Source organism: Mesorhizobium sp. AD1-1, assembly GCF_020164655.1.
GTDB classification, from domain to species: domain Bacteria; phylum Pseudomonadota; class Alphaproteobacteria; order Rhizobiales; family Rhizobiaceae; genus Mesorhizobium; species Mesorhizobium ciceri.
In genome coordinates this window covers 522482-541795 of record NZ_JAIUGP010000001.1, presented here as the reverse complement: position 1 = coordinate 541795, position 19314 = coordinate 522482, and the positions used below count along the sequence as shown (strand labels likewise).

Here is a 19314-nt window from a genome sequence, read left to right as displayed (position 1 = left end):
GCGCATGGCGCCCATGCGGCGGCCCCCATGGGATTGGCGCTGAAACGCACCTACTTACGTTGCGCTGCACAAAGGTGGCCGTGCGTCACACGTGCGCGAAAGGACATGATCATGAGCAATCGCAAGATATTTTCTGCAATAGGCGACTTCTTCACCGTATTCGGCAGCGCCGTGGCCGCTTCACGGGCCGTGGAAGCCGGTCGCAGGCCGCGCGCCGACGACCTGCGCAACCTCGGCGTCGAGCCTGCCGCCTTCGATCGCATCGGCCGCCGCTTCTAGCTTTGACGCAATTCCGGACGGAAAACCGTTTCACACTTTTCCTGGAATTGCTCTAAGACCGCGAGCTTATTTCCGAATGAAGGTAAGATAGGCGGGCCGCCGGCCCTCACGAATGGCCTTGGCCTCGTAACGGGTGCCCGGCCAACCATCATAGGGCCGGTGCCAGTCCGCCGCCTCGCAAGCCTGCCATGCGAACGCGCCATGCGCGCGGCAATGCAGCAAGGTCCAGTTGACATAAGTGTCGATGTCGGAGGCGAAGCGGAATTTTGAACCAGGCTTCAGCACGCGCGCGAACCGCTCGAGATTGACCGGGCTTACGAAACGTCGCTTCCAGTGTTTCTTCTTCGGCCAGGGGTCGGGATAGAGCAGATCGATGCCGCCGAGCGAGGCCTGCGGCAGCCAGTCGAGCAGCCTTGTGGCGTCGTCGTCATAAACCCGCAGATTGGCGAGCGGTTTCTCGCGCACCGCCATCATCATCTTGGCCATGCCGTTGACGAAGGGCTCGACGCCGATAAAGCCGATCGAAGGCGCCTCGGTCGCGCGGTGCAGGAGATGTTCGCCACCGCCGAAGCCAATCTCGAGGCGAACCGCGCTGACATCGGTTTGAAACAGAGTTTGCAGATCGGCCGGCGGCCCGGCCGCCAGATCGAGCCGATATGCACCGAAGCCGCTTTCCAGCGCGGCCGCCTGTTGCGGACGCATGGTCTTGCCGCGCCGGCGACCGAAAAAGGCTTCGGTCGCGCGGCTTGGTCTGTCCTTCGGATCCATGGCGGGACTTCGCGGCGCCGCTGTCAGGCGGCGACCGCGTCCTTGAGCGCCTTGGCGAGATCGGTCTTTTCCCAGGAGAAAGACCCATCACGGCCGGCCTTGCGGCCGAAATGGCCGTAGGACGACGTCTTGGCGTAGATCGGTTTGTTGAGATCGAGGTGACGGCGGATGCCCGACGGCGACAGATCCATCACCGTGCGCAGCGCGTCCTCGAGCTTTGCCTCGTCGACCTTGCCGGTACCATGCAAGTCGACATAGACCGACAGCGGCTGGGCGACGCCGATGGCGTAGGAAAGCTGGATGGTGCAGCGGTCGGCGAGTTTCGCCGCCACCACGTTCTTGGCCAGGTAGCGCGCCGCATAGGCCGCCGAACGATCCACCTTGGTGGTGTCCTTGCCGGAGAAGGCGCCGCCGCCATGGGGTGCGGCACCGCCGTAGGTGTCGACGATGATCTTGCGGCCGGTCAGGCCGGCGTCGCCGTCCGGCCCGCCGATGACGAACTTGCCGGTCGGATTGATGTACCACATGCAATCGTCGGCGATCTTGAGGTCGCCCAGCGCCTCGCGGATATAGGGTTCGACGACCTTGCGGACCTTCTTCGAATCCCAGCTCGCATCGAGATGCTGCGTGGACAGCACGATCTGCGTCGCCTCGGCGGCCTTGCCGTCGACATAGCGAACGGTGACCTGGCTCTTGGCATCCGGCCCGAGCCTGCCGGCTTCACCGCTGCCTTCGTGACGGGCAGCAGCCAGCAGTTCGAGGATCTTGTGGCTGTAGTAGATCGGCGCCGGCATCAAATCCGGCGTCTCGCGGCAGGCATAACCGAACATGATGCCCTGGTCGCCGGCACCCTCTTCGCCCTGACGGTCGGCAGCGTTGTCGACGCCCTGGCCGATGTCAGGCGACTGGCCGTGCAGCAGAACCTCGATCTTCGCCGTTTTCCAGTGGAAGCCGGCCTGCTCGTAGCCGATTTCGCGGATCGCCTTGCGGGCGACCGATTTGAACTTGGCCGGATTGACGACCGGATGGCCGGCGGCATCCTTGAGGATGTTGCCTGCCTTGTCCTTCTTCAGCAGCGTTTCCGGGACGCGCACTTCGCCGGCGATGACGACACGGTTGGTGGTGGCCAGCGTCTCGCAGGCGACACGGACTTTCCACGGGTCCATGCCGGTCTTCTTGGCTTCGCGATAGACCAGATCGACGATCTCGTCGGAAATCCGGTCACAGACTTTGTCGGGATGGCCCTCGGCAACGGATTCCGAGGTAAAGAAGTAGTTCTGCCGCGTCACGGGTGTCCCCTCTTGAAAAACGATCGGCAGGCTGCCGATTTTGGCGCGCCACGTGTTAGCGGGGCGAAGCGCCGCTCGTCAAGCGGTGCTTCGGCTCTGGCATGAATGTCGATGCCGTTATCTTGTGCCACCGGCGGCGGGGCGCCGCCGGTCCTGGCGTGATTGAGGATCAGTCGGGATCGTCGGCGGAAAGGGACTTGACCAGGTCTATGATCCTGCGGCGCACCTTGGCGTCGGCGATCTTGACAAAGGCCCGGTTGAGCTGAAGGCCTTCAGGGCTGCCGCAGAATTCGACAGCGAAAGCCATCGAAGCGTCCTCGGCAAATCCACGGCCCGCCACAGGCTCCTGGCCGGGCGCATCCTCAAAAAAGAAAGCGACAGGCACGCCGAGTATGGACGCGATCGCCTGCAGACGGCTGGCGCCGACGCGGTTGGTGCCCTTTTCATATTTCTGAATCTGTTGAAATGTGATGCCGAGGTTTTCTCCCAGCTTTTCCTGGCTCATTCCAAGCATGTTGCGGCGAAGCCGAATGCGACTGCCAACATGGATGTCGATCGGATTCGGTTTCTTCTTGTTATCTTCTGTCATTTTTTCCTCGCCGAATTTTTTCGGCTTTCTCTATTTTTTTCCTGCCCAAACAAAGCCGGAGGCAACTGCCCCAACAGAACGATCCACCGGCTTCGAGAAATTTTCAGGCACTTACAGTATGAGTTTCTAATGTGTTGGCTGTCAATTCACCCGTAGCCTTTGCCTTACGTTCAACAGCGCTGCCCCAACGGCAAACAGCAACATGATCAGCATTCCGTTAATGCGCCGTTGGCCGGGAGATATGAGCGCCTGTCCGGAAATCGGTATGTGGGCATCGATGGCGCCGCGCGCGTCGATAGCAAGCGCATCGACGATGCGCCCGCGCGGATCGACGACGGCCGAGATGCCGTTGTTGGCGGCACGCACCAATGGCAATCCATTTTCCACCGCACGGATCTGGGCCTGCCTGAAATGCTGATACGGACCCGGCGTGTCGCCGAACCACGCATCATTGGTAACGTTCACAATAAGCTGCGCTGACGCAGCGTCAACTGCCACAAGATCGGGAAAGATCACCTCATAACAGATAAATGGCAGCGCACGGATGCCGTCGGGCAGCGTAATGGCGTGCCGCTCATTGCCGGCCGCGAAACTCATCGGCCCGGCAACCAGTTGCTCGATGCCGAAACGCTGGAGCAGATCGGCGAAAGGCAGGTATTCGCCGAACGGCACCAGGTGAACCTTGTCGACGGCGTCGGTGATTTCACCCTTGTCGTCGATCGCCACCACGGAGTTGTAGTAGCGGCTGTCGGCATTTGCGGCCGAGCCGCCTTCCTCGCGGACGACGCCGGCAATCAGCATCTGGCCGGGTCCGAGCATATCCCCCAGCGCCGTCAATGCGTCCGGACGCTCGGTGAAGAGGAACGGCACCGAGGTTTCGGGCCACAGGATCAGTTGCGGCTTTTGATGGCCTGGATCCGGCGCCTTGCCCGAGAGCCCCATCAGGACCGCGAAGATGCGGTCGCGCACCGAGGCATCCCATTTTTCCGACAGGTCCACGGCCGGCTGGACAATGCGGACATCCAGGCTGCGTGAAGCTGGCGATTCGGGAGCGGCAAGCCTGATATAGCCGAAGCCGACATGGGCAGCGACGAGCACGACAAACAGTGCCGCGCCGAGGCGCAGGTGCCGACGTGCCGCCAGCAGTGCCGGCAGTGCGAAGACGAACACCGCGAGCGCGTTCATGCCGATCATGCCCGTCACCGAGACGCTCTGCATCAGCAGCGGCACGGGCATGGCCGCGTAGCCGACGGCATTCCAGGGAAAACCGGTGAACAGGAAATCGCGCAGCCATTCCGCCAGGCCGAAGCCGAAGGCAAGGGCGGCGATGCGGCCAATGTCGTTGCTCCACAGCAGCCGAGCAACGATTGCCGCAAAGCCGTAGAAAAAGGCGAGCATGAAAGGAATGCCGACCACCGCGAAGGGAAGCGCCCAGGCAAAGCTGTCGGCCTCGACCAGCAGCGCCGAGCCGATCCACCAGAGGCCGGCGAGGAAATAGCCGAAACCGAACCACCAACCGACGGCGAAAGCCGGCCGCAGACGCCGGAACAGACTGCCTGAAGCTTCGCCGGTGGCGCCGTCGAGCAGCCAGACCAGCAGCGGGAACGAGACGAAACAGGCGGCGAAGAAGTCGTAAGGCGCCTGCCCAAGCACCGCGAGGGCGCCGGCGAGAAACGCCACGAGCGCACGCCGCCAACCCCAAAGCAGAATTATCCGGCCGGTGAGGCGCTCCATGCATACTTCCGAGTCGCGAATCAGGACACAAGATTTAACAGGCTGCGCTCCGCGCTCCAAACGGCGGATGGGCTGGCTGAGATGCACAGCTCCGGCCCTGCCTACCGGTGCCAACCCTCGATTTGAACGCCCCCCAGCCGCTCGGCCTCCTCGCGCGGAACCGAACGGATGGTCTGCGTGAACGTCCAGACATGGCCCTCGGGGTCGCGTGCACGATACTGGCGCTCGCGGTAGAACTGATCCGCCGGCTCCTGGATTATATCAGCGTCGAGGGCCCGCGCCTGCTCGCAATGCGCATCCAGGCCACCCTTCAGCCTGACATAGATCGACTGCGTGTTCTTGCCCGAGAGCGAAGCCGGGCTGGCGATGTAATCGCTCCATTCGGAATCGACGATGATTTAGCTGTCGCCGAACCGCATCTCTGCATGGATGAGCTTTCCCTCGGCATCGCTGACCACCATGCTGCGCTCGAAGCCGAAAGCCGCCTCGAGCCAGTCCAGCGCGGCATGCGGATCCTTGTAGAAAACGCCAGAGCCCAGACTTGGATGCTTGAACGGGTCGTCGATAGTCATCGTGCGAGCGAAACGCTCACGCCTGTTCGGTGCGCGCCGTGGCACGCCGGCGACGCTCACCCTTCTGGCTCTGCACGATGCGCACGCGCTTGACGCGGCGCGGATCAGCGTCGAGGACGTGAAATTCAAAACCGGGTATGGCCTGCACCACCTCGCCGCGGGCCGGAACACGGCCAAGCGTGTTGAAAATCATGCCGCCGATGGTGTCGACATATTCGCCATGTTCACCGGCGGCGAAATCCCCGCCGATCATCTTGGCGACGTCGTCGATCTCGGCCTTGCCATCGACGATGAACACGCCGTCGCCGCTCTGGGTGATCATCGGCTCGTCGTCGTCATGCTCGTCCTCGATGTCGCCGACCACCATCTCGACGATGTCTTCCAGCGAGGCAAGGCCGTCGGTGCCGCCATATTCATCGATGACCAGCGCCATTTGCGTGCGCGTCGTCTGCATGCGAGCCATCAGGTCGGAGGCGAGCATCGACGGCGGCACGAACAGCACCGGGCGGATCAGATTGAGGTCGCCAATGGTGCGTGCGAGATCGACCTGGGCGAGATCGAGAACCGTGGCGACGGGTGTTTTCCTGGTCGAGCGGCCCTTCTTGACGCGCGCGATCTTGGTGATGTGGGCCAGCACATCACGGATATGGACCATGCCGCGCGGATCATCGAGGGTCTCTGAATAGACCGGCATGCGGGAATGGCCGGATTGCTCAAAGGTGCCCAGCAGATCGCCGAGCGTCGTCGTGATTTCGACCCCTTGAATGTCGGCGCGCGGCACCATGACGTCCTCGACGCGCACTTCGCGCAGCCGCAGGATGTTGTTGAGCATGGCGCGTTCGCCGGGCGAGAAGGCGCCGGCATCGCTCGTTGTCTCGGCAAGCGCGCCGGCGATTTCCTCCCGCAGGCTGGTTCCGTTGCGTTGCCTGAACAGGCCAAGAACGCGGTCGAACAGGGAGGGACCGGCAGGCGATGTCTCGCTGGCAGCGCTGCCGATGCCGGCAGCAGCAGAGGTACTGCTAGCACCAGAGGTAACGGTACTCGGACTTGATCCCTCTTCCGACGTATCGGAAGCCTTGGTTGCACTGCCGGCGTCGGGGCGGGCGGCAGTCTCTGGTTTGTCGTTCATCGTCGTCCGGTCAATTGGTCAGATGTAGTTACGCGTAGGGGTCGGGAATGGCAAGCCTTGCAAGCGCCGCGCGTTCGACGGCTTCCATCGCCTCGGCCTCGGCCTCGGTCTCGTGATCGTAGCCCAGCAGATGCAGCAGGCCGTGGATGACGAGATGGGTGATATGGTTCTCGACAGGCTTGTCTTCCAGTACCGCTTCATGGGCGACCGTTTCGGCGGCCAGCACGATGTCGCCCAGCATCGGCGGCAACGGACCGCCCTGCGCAAACGGAAAAGCCGGGAAAGACAAGACGTTGGTCGGTTTGTCCTTGCCGCGCCAGCCGGCGTTGAGAACCTGGATATGGGCGTCGTCGGAAAAAACGAGACTGAGTTCGGAACGGCCCGCCAGGCCGGTTTCGGCAAAAGCCGCCTTAACGGCCCGATCGACCAGCCGCGTCAGGCTTGCCTCGTCGGGCCAGTTGCCCGCCTCAACCGCTATGTCGATGTCGACGGGAATATTCCCGTCGCCGGATATTATGTCCTCAGGCATGAAGCCGCATCGCCAACATCAATTCTCGGCGCCGAGGCCACGCGCCAGCTTGGCGTCCCGGTCGTAGGCCCTGACGATTTCCGCCACCAGCGGATGGCGAACCACGTCGCCGTCGTTGAAGCGCACGGTGACCGCGCCCGCCACGCCGTCCAGCACCCGCAAGGCTTCGACCAGACCCGATTTGGTGTTCGAGGGAAGGTCGATCTGGGTCGGATCGCCGGTGACGATCATGCGCGAGTTTTCGCCCAGACGCGTCAGGAACATCTTCATCTGCATCGGCGTGGTGTTCTGCGCCTCGTCGAGGATAACGGCGGCATGCGCCAGCGTGCGGCCGCGCATGAAGGCAAGCGGCGCGATTTCGATCACTTCGGCGGCAATGGCGCGCTCGACCTTGTCGGCCGGCATCATGTCGTAGAGCGCGTCATAGAGCGGCCGCAGATAGGGATCGACCTTCTCCTTCATGTCGCCGGGCAGGAAGCCCAGCCGCTCGCCGGCCTCGACCGCCGGCCGCGAGAGAATGATGCGCTCGACCATGCCGCGCTCGAGCAGCATCGCCGCGTGCGCCACCGCCAGGTAGGTCTTGCCGGTGCCGGCCGGGCCGATGCCGAACACCAGTTCCGACCGTTCCAGCGCCCGCATATAGGCGTCCTGGTTGAGCGAACGGGCATAGATCGTCTTCTTGCGGGTGGCGATCTGGGCGGCGGAGACCTTGCCCTTGCGTTCCAGCGTTGGCAGGGTCAACTGATCGTCGGCGGCAATCGCCATGCGCACGGCGCCGTCGACGTCGGACTGGCCGATATCGACGCCTTTCTGGAGAATGCCGTAAAGATTGTCCAGGGCGCGGCGCGCCTGCTCGGCGGCAGAAGCGGACCCTTTGATGGTCAGCTGGTTGCCGCGTGAGCGGATGTCGACGCCAAGCTTCTGCTCGAGCCGGGCGAGGTTTTCGTCGAACTGACCATAAAGGGCGCTGGCAAGCTTGTTGTTGTCGAAAGTCAGAACGATGTGCGCCATGTCAGAAGCCCCAGATGCCGGTACCGGGGGCAGGTTCTTCAGCTCTGCTGCGCTCAACCGTCTCTCCTCATCTGCCGAGACCCTCAGGCCAATTCGGCGAACAGGCTATTGTAGCCCGTCTTCGTGATTCGCACCTGGATAATGTCACCGATTTCGCCGGCCTTTTCATCAACAATAACCGGCTGCAGCCAAGGTGAGCGGCCAACCTTCTGGCCGGCTTGGCGGCCGGGCTTCTCGATCAGCGTGTCGATGGTGCTGCCGACGAGGCTCAAGCCGAAGTCCTGCTGCTGCTTCACAAGCAGAGCCTGCAGTCTCTGCAGGCGCTCGTCCTTGACCGCTTCCGGCACATGATCGGCCATTTCGGCGCCTGGCGTGCCGGGGCGCGGCGAATATTTGAAGGAGAAGGCCGAGGCGTAATTCACCTGACGCACCAGCTCCATGGTCGCCTCGAAATCCGCCTCGGTCTCGCCGGGAAAGCCGACGATGAAGTCGCCGGAAAGCGCGATGTCAGGCCGGGCAGTGCGGATACGGTCGAGCAGCGCCAGATAATCCCTCGCCGTGTGCCGGCGATTCATCGCCTTGAGGATGCGGTCGGAGCCCGATTGCACCGGCAGATGCAGATAGGGCATCAACGCCGGCAGATCGCGATGGGCCGCTATCAACTCGTCATCCATGTCGCGCGGGTGGCTGGTGGTGTAGCGCAGACGCGCCAGCCCGGGGATTTCGGCCAGCCTGAACAGCAGGCGGCCAAGGCCCCACTCGTGGCCGTTCTCGCCCTGGCCATGCCAGGCATTGACGTTCTGGCCAAGCAGCGTCACTTCGCGCACCCCGGCTTCAGCCAGGCGCTCAGCCTCCGCGACAATCTGCGCCACCGGCCGGGAAACTTCGGAGCCTCTGGTATAGGGCACGACGCAGAAGGTGCAGAACTTGTCGCAGCCTTCCTGCACGGTGAGGAAGGCGGTGACGCCGCGCTTGATGACCTCGGCGCGCTTGGGCTGCGGCAGATGCTCGAACTTGTCCTCGATGGCGTAGTCGGTCTCGACGATCTTTTCGCCGCCGCGCACCCGCGCCAGCACGTCGGGGAGCCGGTGATAAGTCTGCGGGCCGATGACCAGGTCGACGGCCGGCGAACGGCGGATGATCTCGGCGCCTTCGGCCTGCGCCACGCAGCCGGCGACGCCGACCAGCATCTCGCGGCCGGCCAGGGCACGCTCGGCTTTCATGTCGCGGATACGGCCGAGCTCGGAATAGACCTTTTCGGCCGCCTTCTCCCTGATATGACAGGTGTTCAGCAGCACCAGGTCCGCCTCGCCAATGGCATCGGTCGCGGAATAGCCGTCGGCAGCCAGCGCATCGGCCATACGCTGCGAATCATAGACATTCATCTGGCAGCCATAGGTCTTGATGAAGACTTTTCTCGCTGCCGTGGAAAGCACTGCCGGCTGTCCAGCCATAGTGCCGATGTCGTCGCTTTCTATCGTGTTCAAGTCCATAAGGCGGCTTCTAACGCCTTTCCGTGACAAAAAACAGACGATTCTCAGCCCGCGCCAGCAAGGGCATGCCGGGGCTAGCGGCTCGGCCGCGGGTCGGCAAGCGCCGCCTGCATCATCTCACGCACCTGGCTTTCCATCAGTTTCGACGTCTCCTTGCGGTTCGAACCCTTGGAAAAGGCGATTGCCTCGCCGAAATGCACCTCGACGTCGAGCGCGCCCTCCGCCAGCAATACCTTGAGATGCGGCATCAAATCCTCATCGCCGATCCAGGCGGCAAGCGGGCGATGCCGGCGGCCGAGCGGCACGCCGTGCAGACGCGTATAGGCGATCGCCACCGGCTGGATGAACACCTGTTCCGCCGCGCCTTCCGAAATCGCCATCGAGGCGGCGCCGAACAGCGTGCTCTTGAACGGCAGGACCATATTACCGTCGCCGGTCGAGCCCTCGGCAAACAGCACCATCGCATCGCCCTTGGCCATGCGGCTGGCAATCTCGCTTGCCTGGTCGCCCGACGAACGCTTGCGCTCGCGCTCGATGAACACGGTACGCTGCAGCTTCGAAAGCATGCCGATCAGCGGCCAGCCTTCCATATCAGCCCTGGCGATGAATTTTACGTCGGCAAAAGAGCCGAGCACCATGATGTCGGTCCAGGAGATGTGATTGGAGGCAACCAGCAGCGGGCGCTTGTCGGACAGCGTCCCCTTGACATGGATCCGCATGCCGAGCGCCCTGATGATCAGCCTATGCCAGATCTTGAGGATGAAGGTTTCCGGCCACCAGCCGGTCTTCATCGACAGTATCTGTAACGGCACGAGGACCAGCGAACCGGCGACAACGAGGCCCAGCGCCAGGAAAATCCTGATTTTCTTGATCATCGCCCCATCCCGGCCGTCTCGCTAGCGAAGATCGCGGCGCATGACAAGCGCGCCGGTCGGTCCGTGTTCGGCCGACCTGTAGTAATTCGGCCGCTTGCCGACCTCGCGGAAGCCCAGCCGGCGATAAAGCGCGATCGCCGCGACATTGGTCTCGTCGACCTCGAGGAACAGCGCTTCGGCGCGCTGCGCGTGCAGTTCGCGCAACACCGCGTCCATCAATTGCCAGCCCAGCCCCTGCCGGCGATGCGATCGCGCCACCGCGACGGTCAGGATCTCGCCCTCGCCTGCCGCAAGCCGCGCCAGCACGAAGCCGACGGGCGGCTTGGAGCCCTGTCCGGTTTCGCGCGCGGCATAGCCGAACACGGTGTCCTGTTCGAGCAAGGCGGCAAATTCGCCATCGGTCCAGGGGCGGACAAAGTCCTCGCGGTGCAGCAGCGAGACCGCCGGACTGTCGGCGATCCTCAGCGGCTCGAGCGCATAGTCCCGGCGGCGTGGTTGGAGAAAAGGTATGCGCATCTAATTTTTGTTTTCTTGTTTGACCATGATCTCTGGACAAACGGGAACCGTTGTCCGTGAAAACCGGCTTCCACTTTTCGGGATCATGGTCTGATCCTTGAAAGAATGAACCCGGCCTGCGGCTTGGCGTCGGCGCCGCGCAGGTAGAGTGGTTTCGGCCGTTCGCCCGCGCCCTTGGCGGCAGCCAGGCGGGCGTAGGTGACAATGTCGGCGGTGGCCGTCCGAGGGCCGACATCGAATTCGCGCCCGGCCGATGCACTGATGAGCGCTGCAGCGGTGCCGGCAAGCACCGGAGACGTTGCCATCGCCATTGCCACCACGTCGGCCAGCGTGGCCACGGCCGGACCGTAAGTCAAGACTAACCTTTCGTCGTAAAAGGCCGCGTGGATCTCCTCACGGCCGGCATCCAGCGCCGCCAGCACGGTGCGACCGGGAAATGCCGTCGCTGCTTCGGCAGCCAGCGCCTCCAGTGTCGTCACTCCGATTGCCGGTATCTTCAGCGCCAGCGCCAGGCCACGCGCGGTCGAGACGCCGACCCGCAGACCGGTGAAGGAACCGGGGCCGACAGACACGGCAATGGCGCCAAGACCTGCATAGTCGGTTGCGCCTGCCTCCAGCGCTTCGGCGATGACCGCCATCAGTTGCTCGGCATGGCCCTTGCCGAGATCGAGCACCGAGCGGCCGAGCTCCCGCTTCGCCGTCGCGTCATAGACGCTAGCGGCGCAGAGGTTGGCGGCACAGTCGATGGCAAGCAATTTCATGAAGCAACCGGTTCGAAAACAATTCCCTGTGCCCGCCACGGCCCGCCACCGCAAGGGGATAGTGCATAATTCGTTAAGCGGCTTCGCTTGTGGCCTATGCGGCCTGCTCGATGCGCAGCATGTGGTTGTCCCAGACATAGTCCGGTTCGGAGCGTGTCGCACCACTGCCCTCGACGATCTCGCCAGCGCCGGTGGTGGCCATGAAGCCGGTTCCGTCAGGTGCCACGCCGCAGACCTCGACCAGCGCGCTGTTCGCGACGACCCGGCCGCTGGCCGCATCGAGCACGACAAGCGAGTTGCCTTCCGGCGAGGAGACCGCGACCGTGCCGGCAGCCGGATTGGCGGCGACCGAGCCTATGTAGTTGCGGAAGCCGGACAAAACGTCCTGCGGCATGTCGAGCAGTTGCAGATCCTTGCCGCGCGTGGCGCGACCGACCAGCAACGGACGATCGGTGCCCGGCCCCCGGTACTGGCAGCCGAACCAGACGGTTCCGGATGGATCGGTGTCCATATGGCGGATCGACAGCTGGTGCAGCGCGGCCGGCAATTCGTGCTTCTCGATGAGGTCGCCGGTGGCGCGGTCTATCAGCACGTAGGACGGCTTCATGGTCGCAATGTTGAGCTCGGCGCGGCCGTAATCCGGATGGGTCTCGATGCCGCCATTTGCTACCGCAATCGTCCTGCCATCGCCCAGGAGCAGAAGCTCGTGCGGACCCATTCCATAGGTCGGGAACTCGCCGACACGGCTGAATTTCGCCCGCGCATCGTAGACGCCGACGACGCCAGCGGCGTTGTCGAAGTCGTTTTCGGTGGCATAGAGCAGCGCACCGTCGGCCGAGAACACGCCGTGGCCGAAGAAATGCCGGCCGGCGATGCTGGCGATGGTCAGCGGCGCATCACGGCCCGAATGGTCGAAAACCACGGCGAAGGTGCCGGGCTGGCGCGCGAAGACCACCGAGCGTTTCGATATGGGATCGAAGGTGACATCGTGGCCGCGATCGGGCAGATCGATCGCATGCAGGACTTTGCCGGCCTCGGACAGGACGGCAGCGCCAAAGCTGCCGTCGCGTTTGACGAAAGCGGTGGCGAAGACGGCGTCGGCCGAAAGCGTCGTTGCCCAGGCCGATGGCGCCATCGCGGCCATGAAGCCAACGCCTGCAGCTCTCAGGAAATCGCGGCGATCTATCAGCGGGGTTTTCAATTCAGTCCCCATCCAGCGAGGAGAAGCCTGCGGTCAGGCCGAATTCAGCGGTCAACCTGGTCCCGATCAGGGTCGACAGGCTGGAGGTGATCAGCGCGAAATGATCGAGCTTGTCGCGCAATGCCGGATCGGCAAGCGCCTTGTCGATTGGACCGCTGACGGCCTTGGCGGTGGCGACACCGTTGACCAGCTGGATGTGGATAGATTCGGCCATCCAGCGCGCATCGGCCGGCAGGGCGTCGCCAAGTTTCGAGGCCTGGAACAGCGTATCGATGCCGGAGAGATTGCCGGCCAGTGACGCGGTGGTGTTTTGCGAGCGCCAATAGATCGCTTGTTTCGGCTTGTCCGCGTCCGGCTTGCCGCCGAAAAATCCTTTCAGGCGCACGTCACGCACCATTTCCAGCTCGTTGACGAAGACGCCGACCAGTTCGGTCACCGCTTCATTGCCGTCGCGGTAGAGCGGGTTCTGCGGCCCCGGATTGGCCCAAATCGCTGCAAAGCCGTCCGGTTTGTTCCAGGCGGCGCTGACCTCGCCGGCCATGGTTTCGATGTTGCCGGCAACAGCAGTGCCATAGGCGCAGCGGTAGGGATCATCCTTGCCGGCCAGTGCATCGGCGCCGTCGCCGTAAAGTACGAACTCCAGCGCGCCCAGCCCCTGCATGGCGACGCTCTTGCCGGCCAGCTGTGCCGGATCTGTGGCGGTTGGATCCTTCGCCGACAGCGCCGCCTGCACCTGCTTCAGGCCAATGCTCTTGCGATCCGGCCAGAACAGCATGCGTTCCAGCCGGTTGTTCTCCTTGATCGGCCCGAAGCCGATGATTTCGGCTGACGACCAGGCATAGACGGTGGCGGAGAATTCGGCGCGTGCGGCATCGAGCTCTCCTTGCGAGGGCGTGACGCACAGCTTGCGCATGGATCCGGTCAAGGCTTCCGCATGCTCGTGCAGGCCGGCATAGGCCGGGCGGACGAAGCCATCGATCGCCCGCTGGATAATGTCGGAGGCTTTGACCGCCGCCGACGCAGGGACAACGCCCAGCAGGGCCAGCGGAAGAGCGAAAAACAATGCAGAACGCTTGAACATCACAGTGACTCCAGGAATTTGAGCAATGCGTCACGCTCGGTCGCGTTAGCGGCGGCAAAACGGTCGCGCGCTCTCTGCGCCTCGCCGCCATGCCACAGGATCGCCTCAGCCAGGCTGCGCGCGCGCCCGTCATGCAGAAAGAAGGAATTGCCGTTGACTGTCTCGGTCAGGCCGATGCCCCACAGCGGCGGCGTGCGCCACTCATTGCCCGTCGCATCGCCCACGGCCTGGCCATCGGCCAGATCAGGCCCCATGTCGTGCAGCAGGAAGTCCGAATAAGGCCAGATCAACTGGAAGGCCTGCGCCTTGTTGGGCGTATCGCGGCGCGTGACGAATTTCGGCGTATGGCAGGCAATGCAGCCGATCTCGTAGAATGTCTTTTTGCCCGCGAGCACGTCCGGCCGGTCGAGGTCCCGGCGCGACGGCACGGCCAGGTTCTGCGAATAGAAGGTGACGAGATCCATCACCGGCGGCGGCGCCTCGACCGGGCCAAGACGCTGCTGCACGCCGTTCGGCATGGCGAGGCATTTTGCCTCCGCAGCAGTGCAATCGCCCCAATGCTTCGGCTCTTCGGGCGTCGAGATGCCGATGTCGCCGGCAAAGGCATCCGCCGCCTGCTGGCGGATCGACGCGGTCTGTGCCTTCCAGCCGAAACGGCCAAGCGTCAGTTCTCCGTTCAGGCTATCGCGCACGATGTTCGGCCTGCCGGAAATGCCGTCGCCGTCCCTGTCGTCCGGATCGGCTTGGGCGAGAATATCAGACGGCGCGATCTGTTCGATCAGGCCCAGGCCGATCATCGGCGGTGTGAGCCGCGGCGACAGCGTGGTGCGCGGGTCAAGCGGCCCGTAGCCAAGGCCGTCAACCGAATAGCTCGGTTTGCGCAAGGAGATCACAGAGCCGTCCGTCAGCTCCACCTTACGTTCCTGGTAATCGATATGGATCCTGCCTTCACCGGGCAGGCCGGGTACGGCGAGCTCCTGCAATTGCCTGCCGTAGACCGGGTCGGGGAAGTTGAGCACCTCATGGTCGGCAAGCGCCGCCTTCTCTTCCACGCTGCTGGCGTCGCGGGCCAGCCGCAGGAACATCGACGTGGTGCCGGGGTCGCCTTGCGGCGGGCGGCCGCGGCCATCCTTCAGATGACAGTTCTGGCAGGCACGTTCGTTGAACAGCGGGCCGAGCCCGTCCGACGCTTGCGTCGAGGATGGCGACGAGACCCAGTTCTTGCGGAAAAGGGCATTGCCGAGCTTGAAGTCGCCCTGTTCCTCGAAGGTGATGTTGGGCGAGGATTGCGAGAAGGAATCGCGGCTGACGTCCTTTCGGGACGTGCCGGCGCCACCTTGCATCAGTTCGAACGGCTCTGGCCTGGAAAAATCCGTGGTCGGCCTGGTGACGGCAATGACGCGCGCCTGATCCTTCGCATTGAGGTCGGTGCGCGTGGTGGCGAGGCCGGCCGGCTGAAGATCACCCGCCATCGCCGAAGAGGTAAGCGCCAACACGAGCATGACACAGCGCCGACGCGCCAATCCGGCTGGCGTCTTCTCAGGGGGCGGCGAGCCATTGGCCCGCCGCGAGCGGCGCACGAATTCTAGCAGGCGCCGCATTCCCGCATGCCCTTACTCCGCCTCGTCCGCCGATGCGGCGTTGAGCTGGCCGTATTTCTCCTCGCCGATCGAGGCAAGCAGGTCGAGCTGCGTCTCGAGAAAGTCGATGTGACCCTCCTCGTCGGCCAGCAATTCCTCGAACAGCTTCATCGTCACGTAGTCGCCGGCGTCGTTGCAGATTTCGCGCGAACGCTTGTAGGCGGTACGTGCGTCATATTCTCCGGCAAGGTCGGATTCGAGCACTTCCTTGACGTTCTGCCCGATGCGCAGCGGCGCCACGGACTGCAGGTTCGGATGGCCTTCGAGGAAGATGATGCGGGCGACGAGCTTGTCGGCATGGTGCATCTCCTCGATCGATTCCGCCCGCTCCTTCTTTGCCAGCTTCGCGTATCCCCAGTCCTCAAGCAGACGGAAATGCACCCAGTACTGATTGACGGCCCCAAGCTCCAGGAAAAGGGCCTCGTTAAGCCGCTCGATGATCTGCGGATCGCCTTTCATGAATTCTGCTCCCGTATTGGATGCGCAGGCCTCTGACGCGATCCAGGTGTGAAACGACATCCACGCCGCTCGCCTCCGAGCGGGCGTGGTAGTTTTCGGTGACCCGAATGATCGTTTCCACCACATTTGGGAAGCAGCCGCAACAGCGACCGCGCTTTTGCATTGCATGATAGATTTTCGCCGGCACGATCAACTGCCAGGGATCCTGGTCCAGCAGCCCGACGATCGTCTGCTCGATCTCCTTCTCGGTGATGATGTTGCAATGACAAATCAGCATTGGCTTGCTCGGCTGGCTGACGGCGTCTCCCGTGCCGTGTGGCTTGATCTTCTGGCGGAGGCCGTTCCAAAGCCGGTTGTCCGGCTCCGGGTCAGTCTCCGTCGTTTACCCCTTACTTGAACACCTTGTCCGGCGCGTCGAGGCTGTCGGACCCTTCGAAGGCGATGGTGCTGAGCTTCAGGGAGCCGACGGCGCGCTCAATCGACTTGGTCTGATCGATCAGCGCATCGATCGCCGCCTGGACGGTGGCATTGCCCTCAATGTTGCCCTCGGCGATCTGCTGGTCATAGGCCTCGCCGGCCAGTGCACGCGCCTTGATCGCCTCCATCTTGGCGACCGAAACATCGAGCTTGTCAGACAGTTCCTTGTCGATCGCCGGGTCGGCCGCCTTCACCATATCGGCCACCGAAGGACCCGAAACGACGGTGCCGTCGAGACGCGTGTAGCTCGCATGATAGGCCGCGCGAATGCCGATGGCGTCGTAGAGATGCGAATTGTAGGTGTTGTCGGAGAAGCAATCGTGCTCCTCTTCCGGATCATGCAGCAGTAGGCCGAGCTTCATGCGCTCGCCGGCCAGTTCGCCGTAGGACAGCGAGCCCATGCCGGTGAAGATCGTCGAGATCGCCGTGCTCGGCTCGCCATCGACAAGAGCCTTGCGGGCGGCGCCGTCTTCCTTCCAGTTGCCGACCATCTCCTGAAGATCCGAAACCAGAAGGTCGCTGGCCGATTTCAGATACTCGGCGCGGCGGTCGCAATTACCGCCGGTGCAGTTTTTGAGGTCGTAGTCGGTGTAGGGGCGCTCGCCGGCACCCGGGCCGGTGCCATGCAGGTCCTGGCCCCAGAGCAGGAATTCGATGGCGTGATAGCCGGTGGCGACATTGGCCTCGATGCCGCCGGCTCCCTGCAGCGTGCCGGAGAGGAATTCCGGCGAAAGCTTCGATGCATCGACCTTCTTGCCGTTGATCTCGATCTCCTTGTTGGCGATCACATTGGCCGTGTAGAGCGCGTTCGCGTCCGATTCGGTGCCGTAGCTCTTGGCGACATAGTCGATCAAGCCTTCATCCAGCGGCCAGGAATTCACCTTGCCTTCCCAGTCGTCGACGATCTTGTTGCCGAAGCGGTAGACTTCGGTCTGCTGGTAGGGAACGCGCGATGCCTTCCAGGCGTCACGGGCAGCGTTGAGGGTTTCCACCGATGGCGTGGCGAGCAGCGCGTCGACCGCCTTGTCGAGCGCTTGCGCCGTGGTCAGCGAATCCTCGTATTTGGCGAGCGCGATGTCGGAATAGGTCTTGATGACCGCCTTTACATCTGTTTCCGCCTTTGCCGGCAACACGAATACCGCCGCCGTCAGCAGGGCAGTGGCGCCGATCGCCGCAAGCCTGCTGCCATATCGTGCTGTCATGATCACTCTCCAGTTTCTCGGAAATTCTGTAAACGGCGCGCGCAGCAACCGGCGCCAGGCCATCTGCGGGCCATTGGGCGCAAGAGATGCCGCGCCATCGCGCGGTTCGCGGAAGAAAGACACCAAAATGCCTCCAATCGAAAGGGTTCAAGGCCCAAACATTAAAGGGATGCGCTGACGCGCGAACTTCCATAAAGCTGCGACACCGTCGGATGTCAATGACAATCCGCAAGAAAAGTCAATCGAAACAACAGTTTAGAATTATTCTAAACTGCAACTGTCAACTTTATGCGTTTCCTGCACCGGTCTTGCCGCTGAACTGTGCGATTGACAGCCGCCATCCCGGATGCGACCCGCAAAAGCTCGCTTGCAGCGGTGCCAGACAATTGCCATCTGGCGGAACATCCTAGGGTAGAATCGGGATTGAGTGCGATGAAGAACGGTGTGGTCATTGTCGGCGCGGGTCATGCGGGCGTGCAAGCGGCCGCAAGTCTGCGCGAGGACGGCTATGACGGGCCGGTGATCCTCGTCGGAGATGAGGACGAACTGCCCTACCACAAGCCGCCGCTGTCGAAGACCTTCATCAAGGATGCCGAGGCCAAGCCACAACCCTTGCGCGGCGAGGCCTTTTACACCGGCAGCGCCATCGACTACCGGCCTGGCGTCAGGATCGATCGCCTCGATGCCGGACGCCGCAGTTTGGATATTGCCGGCGGTGGTGCGCTTGCCTTCGACCACCTGATCCTGGCGACAGGCTCGCGCCCGCGCACGCTGTCGCTGCCCGGTGCCGATCTGTCCGGGGTGCTGTCGCTGCGCTCGCTGGCCGATGCGCGGCTGATCCGCGACCTCAGCGCGCAAACCGACGAAGTCGTCATCCTCGGCGGCGGTTTCATCGGGCTGGAGATCGCAGCCACGTTGAGGGCCGCCGGCCGCACGGTGACAGTGGTCGAGGCGGTGGACCGGCTGCTCGGCCGCGCCGTGGCGCCGGTGGTGGCGAGCCACGTCCGGCAACGGCTGGAAGCGACGGGCGTGCGCATCCTCACCGGCACCTCGATCGCCGGGCTCGAAGGCGAAAACGGTCATGTCGTGGCCGCGATCACCTCGTCAGGCGAAAGACTGCCGGCTCGCATGGTCATTGTCGGCATTGGTGCCGTGCCGAATGTCGAACTGGCACAGGAAGCTGGCCTCGGCATCGCCAACGGCATCCGCGTCGATCACCAGATGCGGACTTCGGTGCCGGAGATTCTCGCTATTGGCGATGCTGCCTCTTACCGTCACTGGTTCACCGGCGGCGACGTGCGCCTGGAATCAGTGCAGAATGCCACCGACCAGGCGCGGCTTGCCGCGCGCACGATATCAGGCCATGCCGACGCCTATTCTGCGGTGCCATGGTTCTGGTCCGACATCGGCGACATGAAGCTGCAGATGGTCGGCCTGACCGCCGGCGGCGACAGCCATGTCGTGCTGGGCGACCTGCCCGACAACAAATTCTCGATCTACCACTACGCCGGCGACCGGCTGCTCGGCATCGAATCGGTCAACCGTCCGGGCGACCATATGCTTGGCCGCAAGATGTTGGGCGCCGGCTTCTCGCCGACGCCGCAGACGGTGGCCGCTGGCCCCGAGGGGCTGAAAGCGGCACTGGCCGCTTTCCTCGAGAATGAGCCCGCCAGAGCGGCGGGATAATTCCGTCCCTCAGGCGCGGCACC

19 protein-coding genes and 1 pseudogene are annotated in these 19314 nt (G+C 63.3%); 2 read left to right on the top strand and 18 right to left on the bottom strand.

Annotation, left to right across the window (positions count from 1 at the left end; genetic code table 11):
• The first annotated feature begins 111 nt into the window (after window positions 1-111).
• Window positions 112-279: a hypothetical protein gene (locus LB519_RS02505; protein ID WP_013527898.1), complete on the top strand. Its 168-nt coding sequence runs from the start codon at window positions 112-114 to the stop codon at window positions 277-279.
• Window positions 280-345: 66 nt separating this feature from the next.
• On the opposite strand, the gene trmB is transcribed toward LB519_RS02505, so the two are convergent.
• The 18 genes and pseudogenes from trmB to LB519_RS02415 all read right to left on the bottom strand — a co-directional run bounded on the left by trmB (window position 346) and on the right by LB519_RS02415 (window position 17605).
• Window positions 346-1047, bottom strand: a complete 702-nt coding sequence (gene trmB / locus LB519_RS02500; RefSeq protein ID WP_013527899.1) for a tRNA (guanine(46)-N(7))-methyltransferase TrmB — start codon at window positions 1045-1047, stop codon at window positions 346-348.
• A 23-nt stretch (window positions 1048-1070) separates the two neighbouring features.
• Window positions 1071-2336 carry a methionine adenosyltransferase gene (gene metK / locus LB519_RS02495; RefSeq protein WP_024503461.1) on the bottom strand — a complete coding sequence of 422 codons (1266 nt, stop codon included), beginning with the start codon at window positions 2334-2336 and terminating at the stop codon, window positions 1071-1073.
• A gap of 169 nt (window positions 2337-2505) precedes the next feature.
• The gene (locus LB519_RS02490; RefSeq protein WP_013527901.1) at window positions 2506-2925 is read right to left on the bottom strand and encodes a helix-turn-helix domain-containing protein; all 420 of its coding nucleotides are present in this window, start codon (window positions 2923-2925) and stop codon (window positions 2506-2508) included.
• 141 nt (window positions 2926-3066) lie between these two features.
• Entirely contained in the window at window positions 3067-4659 is a 1593-nt protein-coding gene (gene lnt / locus LB519_RS02485; RefSeq protein ID WP_063169993.1) for an apolipoprotein N-acyltransferase, read from the bottom strand.
• A 101-nt stretch (window positions 4660-4760) separates the two neighbouring features.
• A pseudogene (locus LB519_RS31295) lies at window positions 4761-5231 on the bottom strand (VOC family protein).
• 16 nt (window positions 5232-5247) lie between these two features.
• Window positions 5248-6360, bottom strand: coding sequence for a hemolysin family protein (locus LB519_RS02475; RefSeq protein WP_024503458.1), 1113 nt, complete (start codon window positions 6358-6360; stop codon window positions 5248-5250).
• A gap of 28 nt (window positions 6361-6388) precedes the next feature.
• Window positions 6389-6889, bottom strand: a complete 501-nt coding sequence (gene ybeY / locus LB519_RS02470) for an rRNA maturation RNase YbeY (RefSeq protein ID WP_224618565.1) — start codon at window positions 6887-6889, stop codon at window positions 6389-6391.
• A gap of 18 nt (window positions 6890-6907) precedes the next feature.
• On the bottom strand, window positions 6908-7900 hold the full coding sequence (locus tag LB519_RS02465) for a PhoH family protein (protein WP_023758127.1): 993 nt from the start codon (window positions 7898-7900) through the stop codon (window positions 6908-6910).
• A gap of 83 nt (window positions 7901-7983) precedes the next feature.
• Window positions 7984-9354, bottom strand: coding sequence for a tRNA (N6-isopentenyl adenosine(37)-C2)-methylthiotransferase MiaB (gene miaB / locus LB519_RS02460; protein WP_224618711.1), 1371 nt, complete (start codon window positions 9352-9354; stop codon window positions 7984-7986).
• A gap of 113 nt (window positions 9355-9467) precedes the next feature.
• Window positions 9468-10268: a lysophospholipid acyltransferase family protein gene (locus tag LB519_RS02455; protein WP_063169990.1), complete on the bottom strand. Its 801-nt coding sequence runs from the start codon at window positions 10266-10268 to the stop codon at window positions 9468-9470.
• A 21-nt stretch (window positions 10269-10289) separates the two neighbouring features.
• Entirely contained in the window at window positions 10290-10784 is a 495-nt protein-coding gene (rimI, locus tag LB519_RS02450) for a ribosomal protein S18-alanine N-acetyltransferase (protein WP_024503455.1), read from the bottom strand.
• A gap of 83 nt (window positions 10785-10867) precedes the next feature.
• Window positions 10868-11545 (bottom strand): tRNA (adenosine(37)-N6)-threonylcarbamoyltransferase complex dimerization subunit type 1 TsaB, encoded by a 678-nt coding sequence (gene tsaB, locus LB519_RS02445; RefSeq protein ID WP_224618562.1) that lies wholly within the window; start codon window positions 11543-11545, stop codon window positions 10868-10870.
• Window positions 11546-11639: 94 nt separating this feature from the next.
• Window positions 11640-12746, bottom strand: coding sequence for a DUF1513 domain-containing protein (locus LB519_RS02440; protein ID WP_224618559.1), 1107 nt, complete (start codon window positions 12744-12746; stop codon window positions 11640-11642).
• A 1-nt stretch (window position 12747) separates the two neighbouring features.
• Complete coding sequence (locus LB519_RS02435) at window positions 12748-13827, bottom strand: imelysin family protein (protein ID WP_224618558.1); 1080 nt, start codon at window positions 13825-13827, stop codon at window positions 12748-12750.
• Complete coding sequence (locus LB519_RS02430; protein WP_224618556.1) at window positions 13827-15428, bottom strand: di-heme oxidoredictase family protein; 1602 nt, start codon at window positions 15426-15428, stop codon at window positions 13827-13829. The genes LB519_RS02435 and LB519_RS02430 overlap by 1 nt, the downstream gene beginning before the upstream one ends.
• A 12-nt stretch (window positions 15429-15440) precedes the next feature.
• Window positions 15441-15926: a bacterioferritin gene (gene bfr, locus LB519_RS02425; RefSeq protein WP_013527914.1), complete on the bottom strand. Its 486-nt coding sequence runs from the start codon at window positions 15924-15926 to the stop codon at window positions 15441-15443.
• The gene (locus LB519_RS02420) at window positions 15892-16203 is read right to left on the bottom strand and encodes a (2Fe-2S)-binding protein (protein WP_013527915.1); all 312 of its coding nucleotides are present in this window, start codon (window positions 16201-16203) and stop codon (window positions 15892-15894) included. Before LB519_RS02420 ends, bfr begins: the two co-directional genes overlap by 35 nt.
• A 112-nt stretch (window positions 16204-16315) precedes the next feature.
• Window positions 16316-17605 carry an imelysin family protein gene (locus tag LB519_RS02415; RefSeq protein ID WP_224618555.1) on the bottom strand — a complete coding sequence of 430 codons (1290 nt, stop codon included), beginning with the start codon at window positions 17603-17605 and terminating at the stop codon, window positions 16316-16318.
• A 432-nt stretch (window positions 17606-18037) separates the two neighbouring features.
• Here LB519_RS02415 and LB519_RS02410 point away from each other — a divergent pair, with 432 nt between their 5' ends.
• Window positions 18038-19291: an NAD(P)/FAD-dependent oxidoreductase gene (locus LB519_RS02410; RefSeq protein ID WP_224618553.1), complete on the top strand. Its 1254-nt coding sequence runs from the start codon at window positions 18038-18040 to the stop codon at window positions 19289-19291.
• The last annotated feature ends 23 nt before the right edge of the window (window positions 19292-19314 follow it).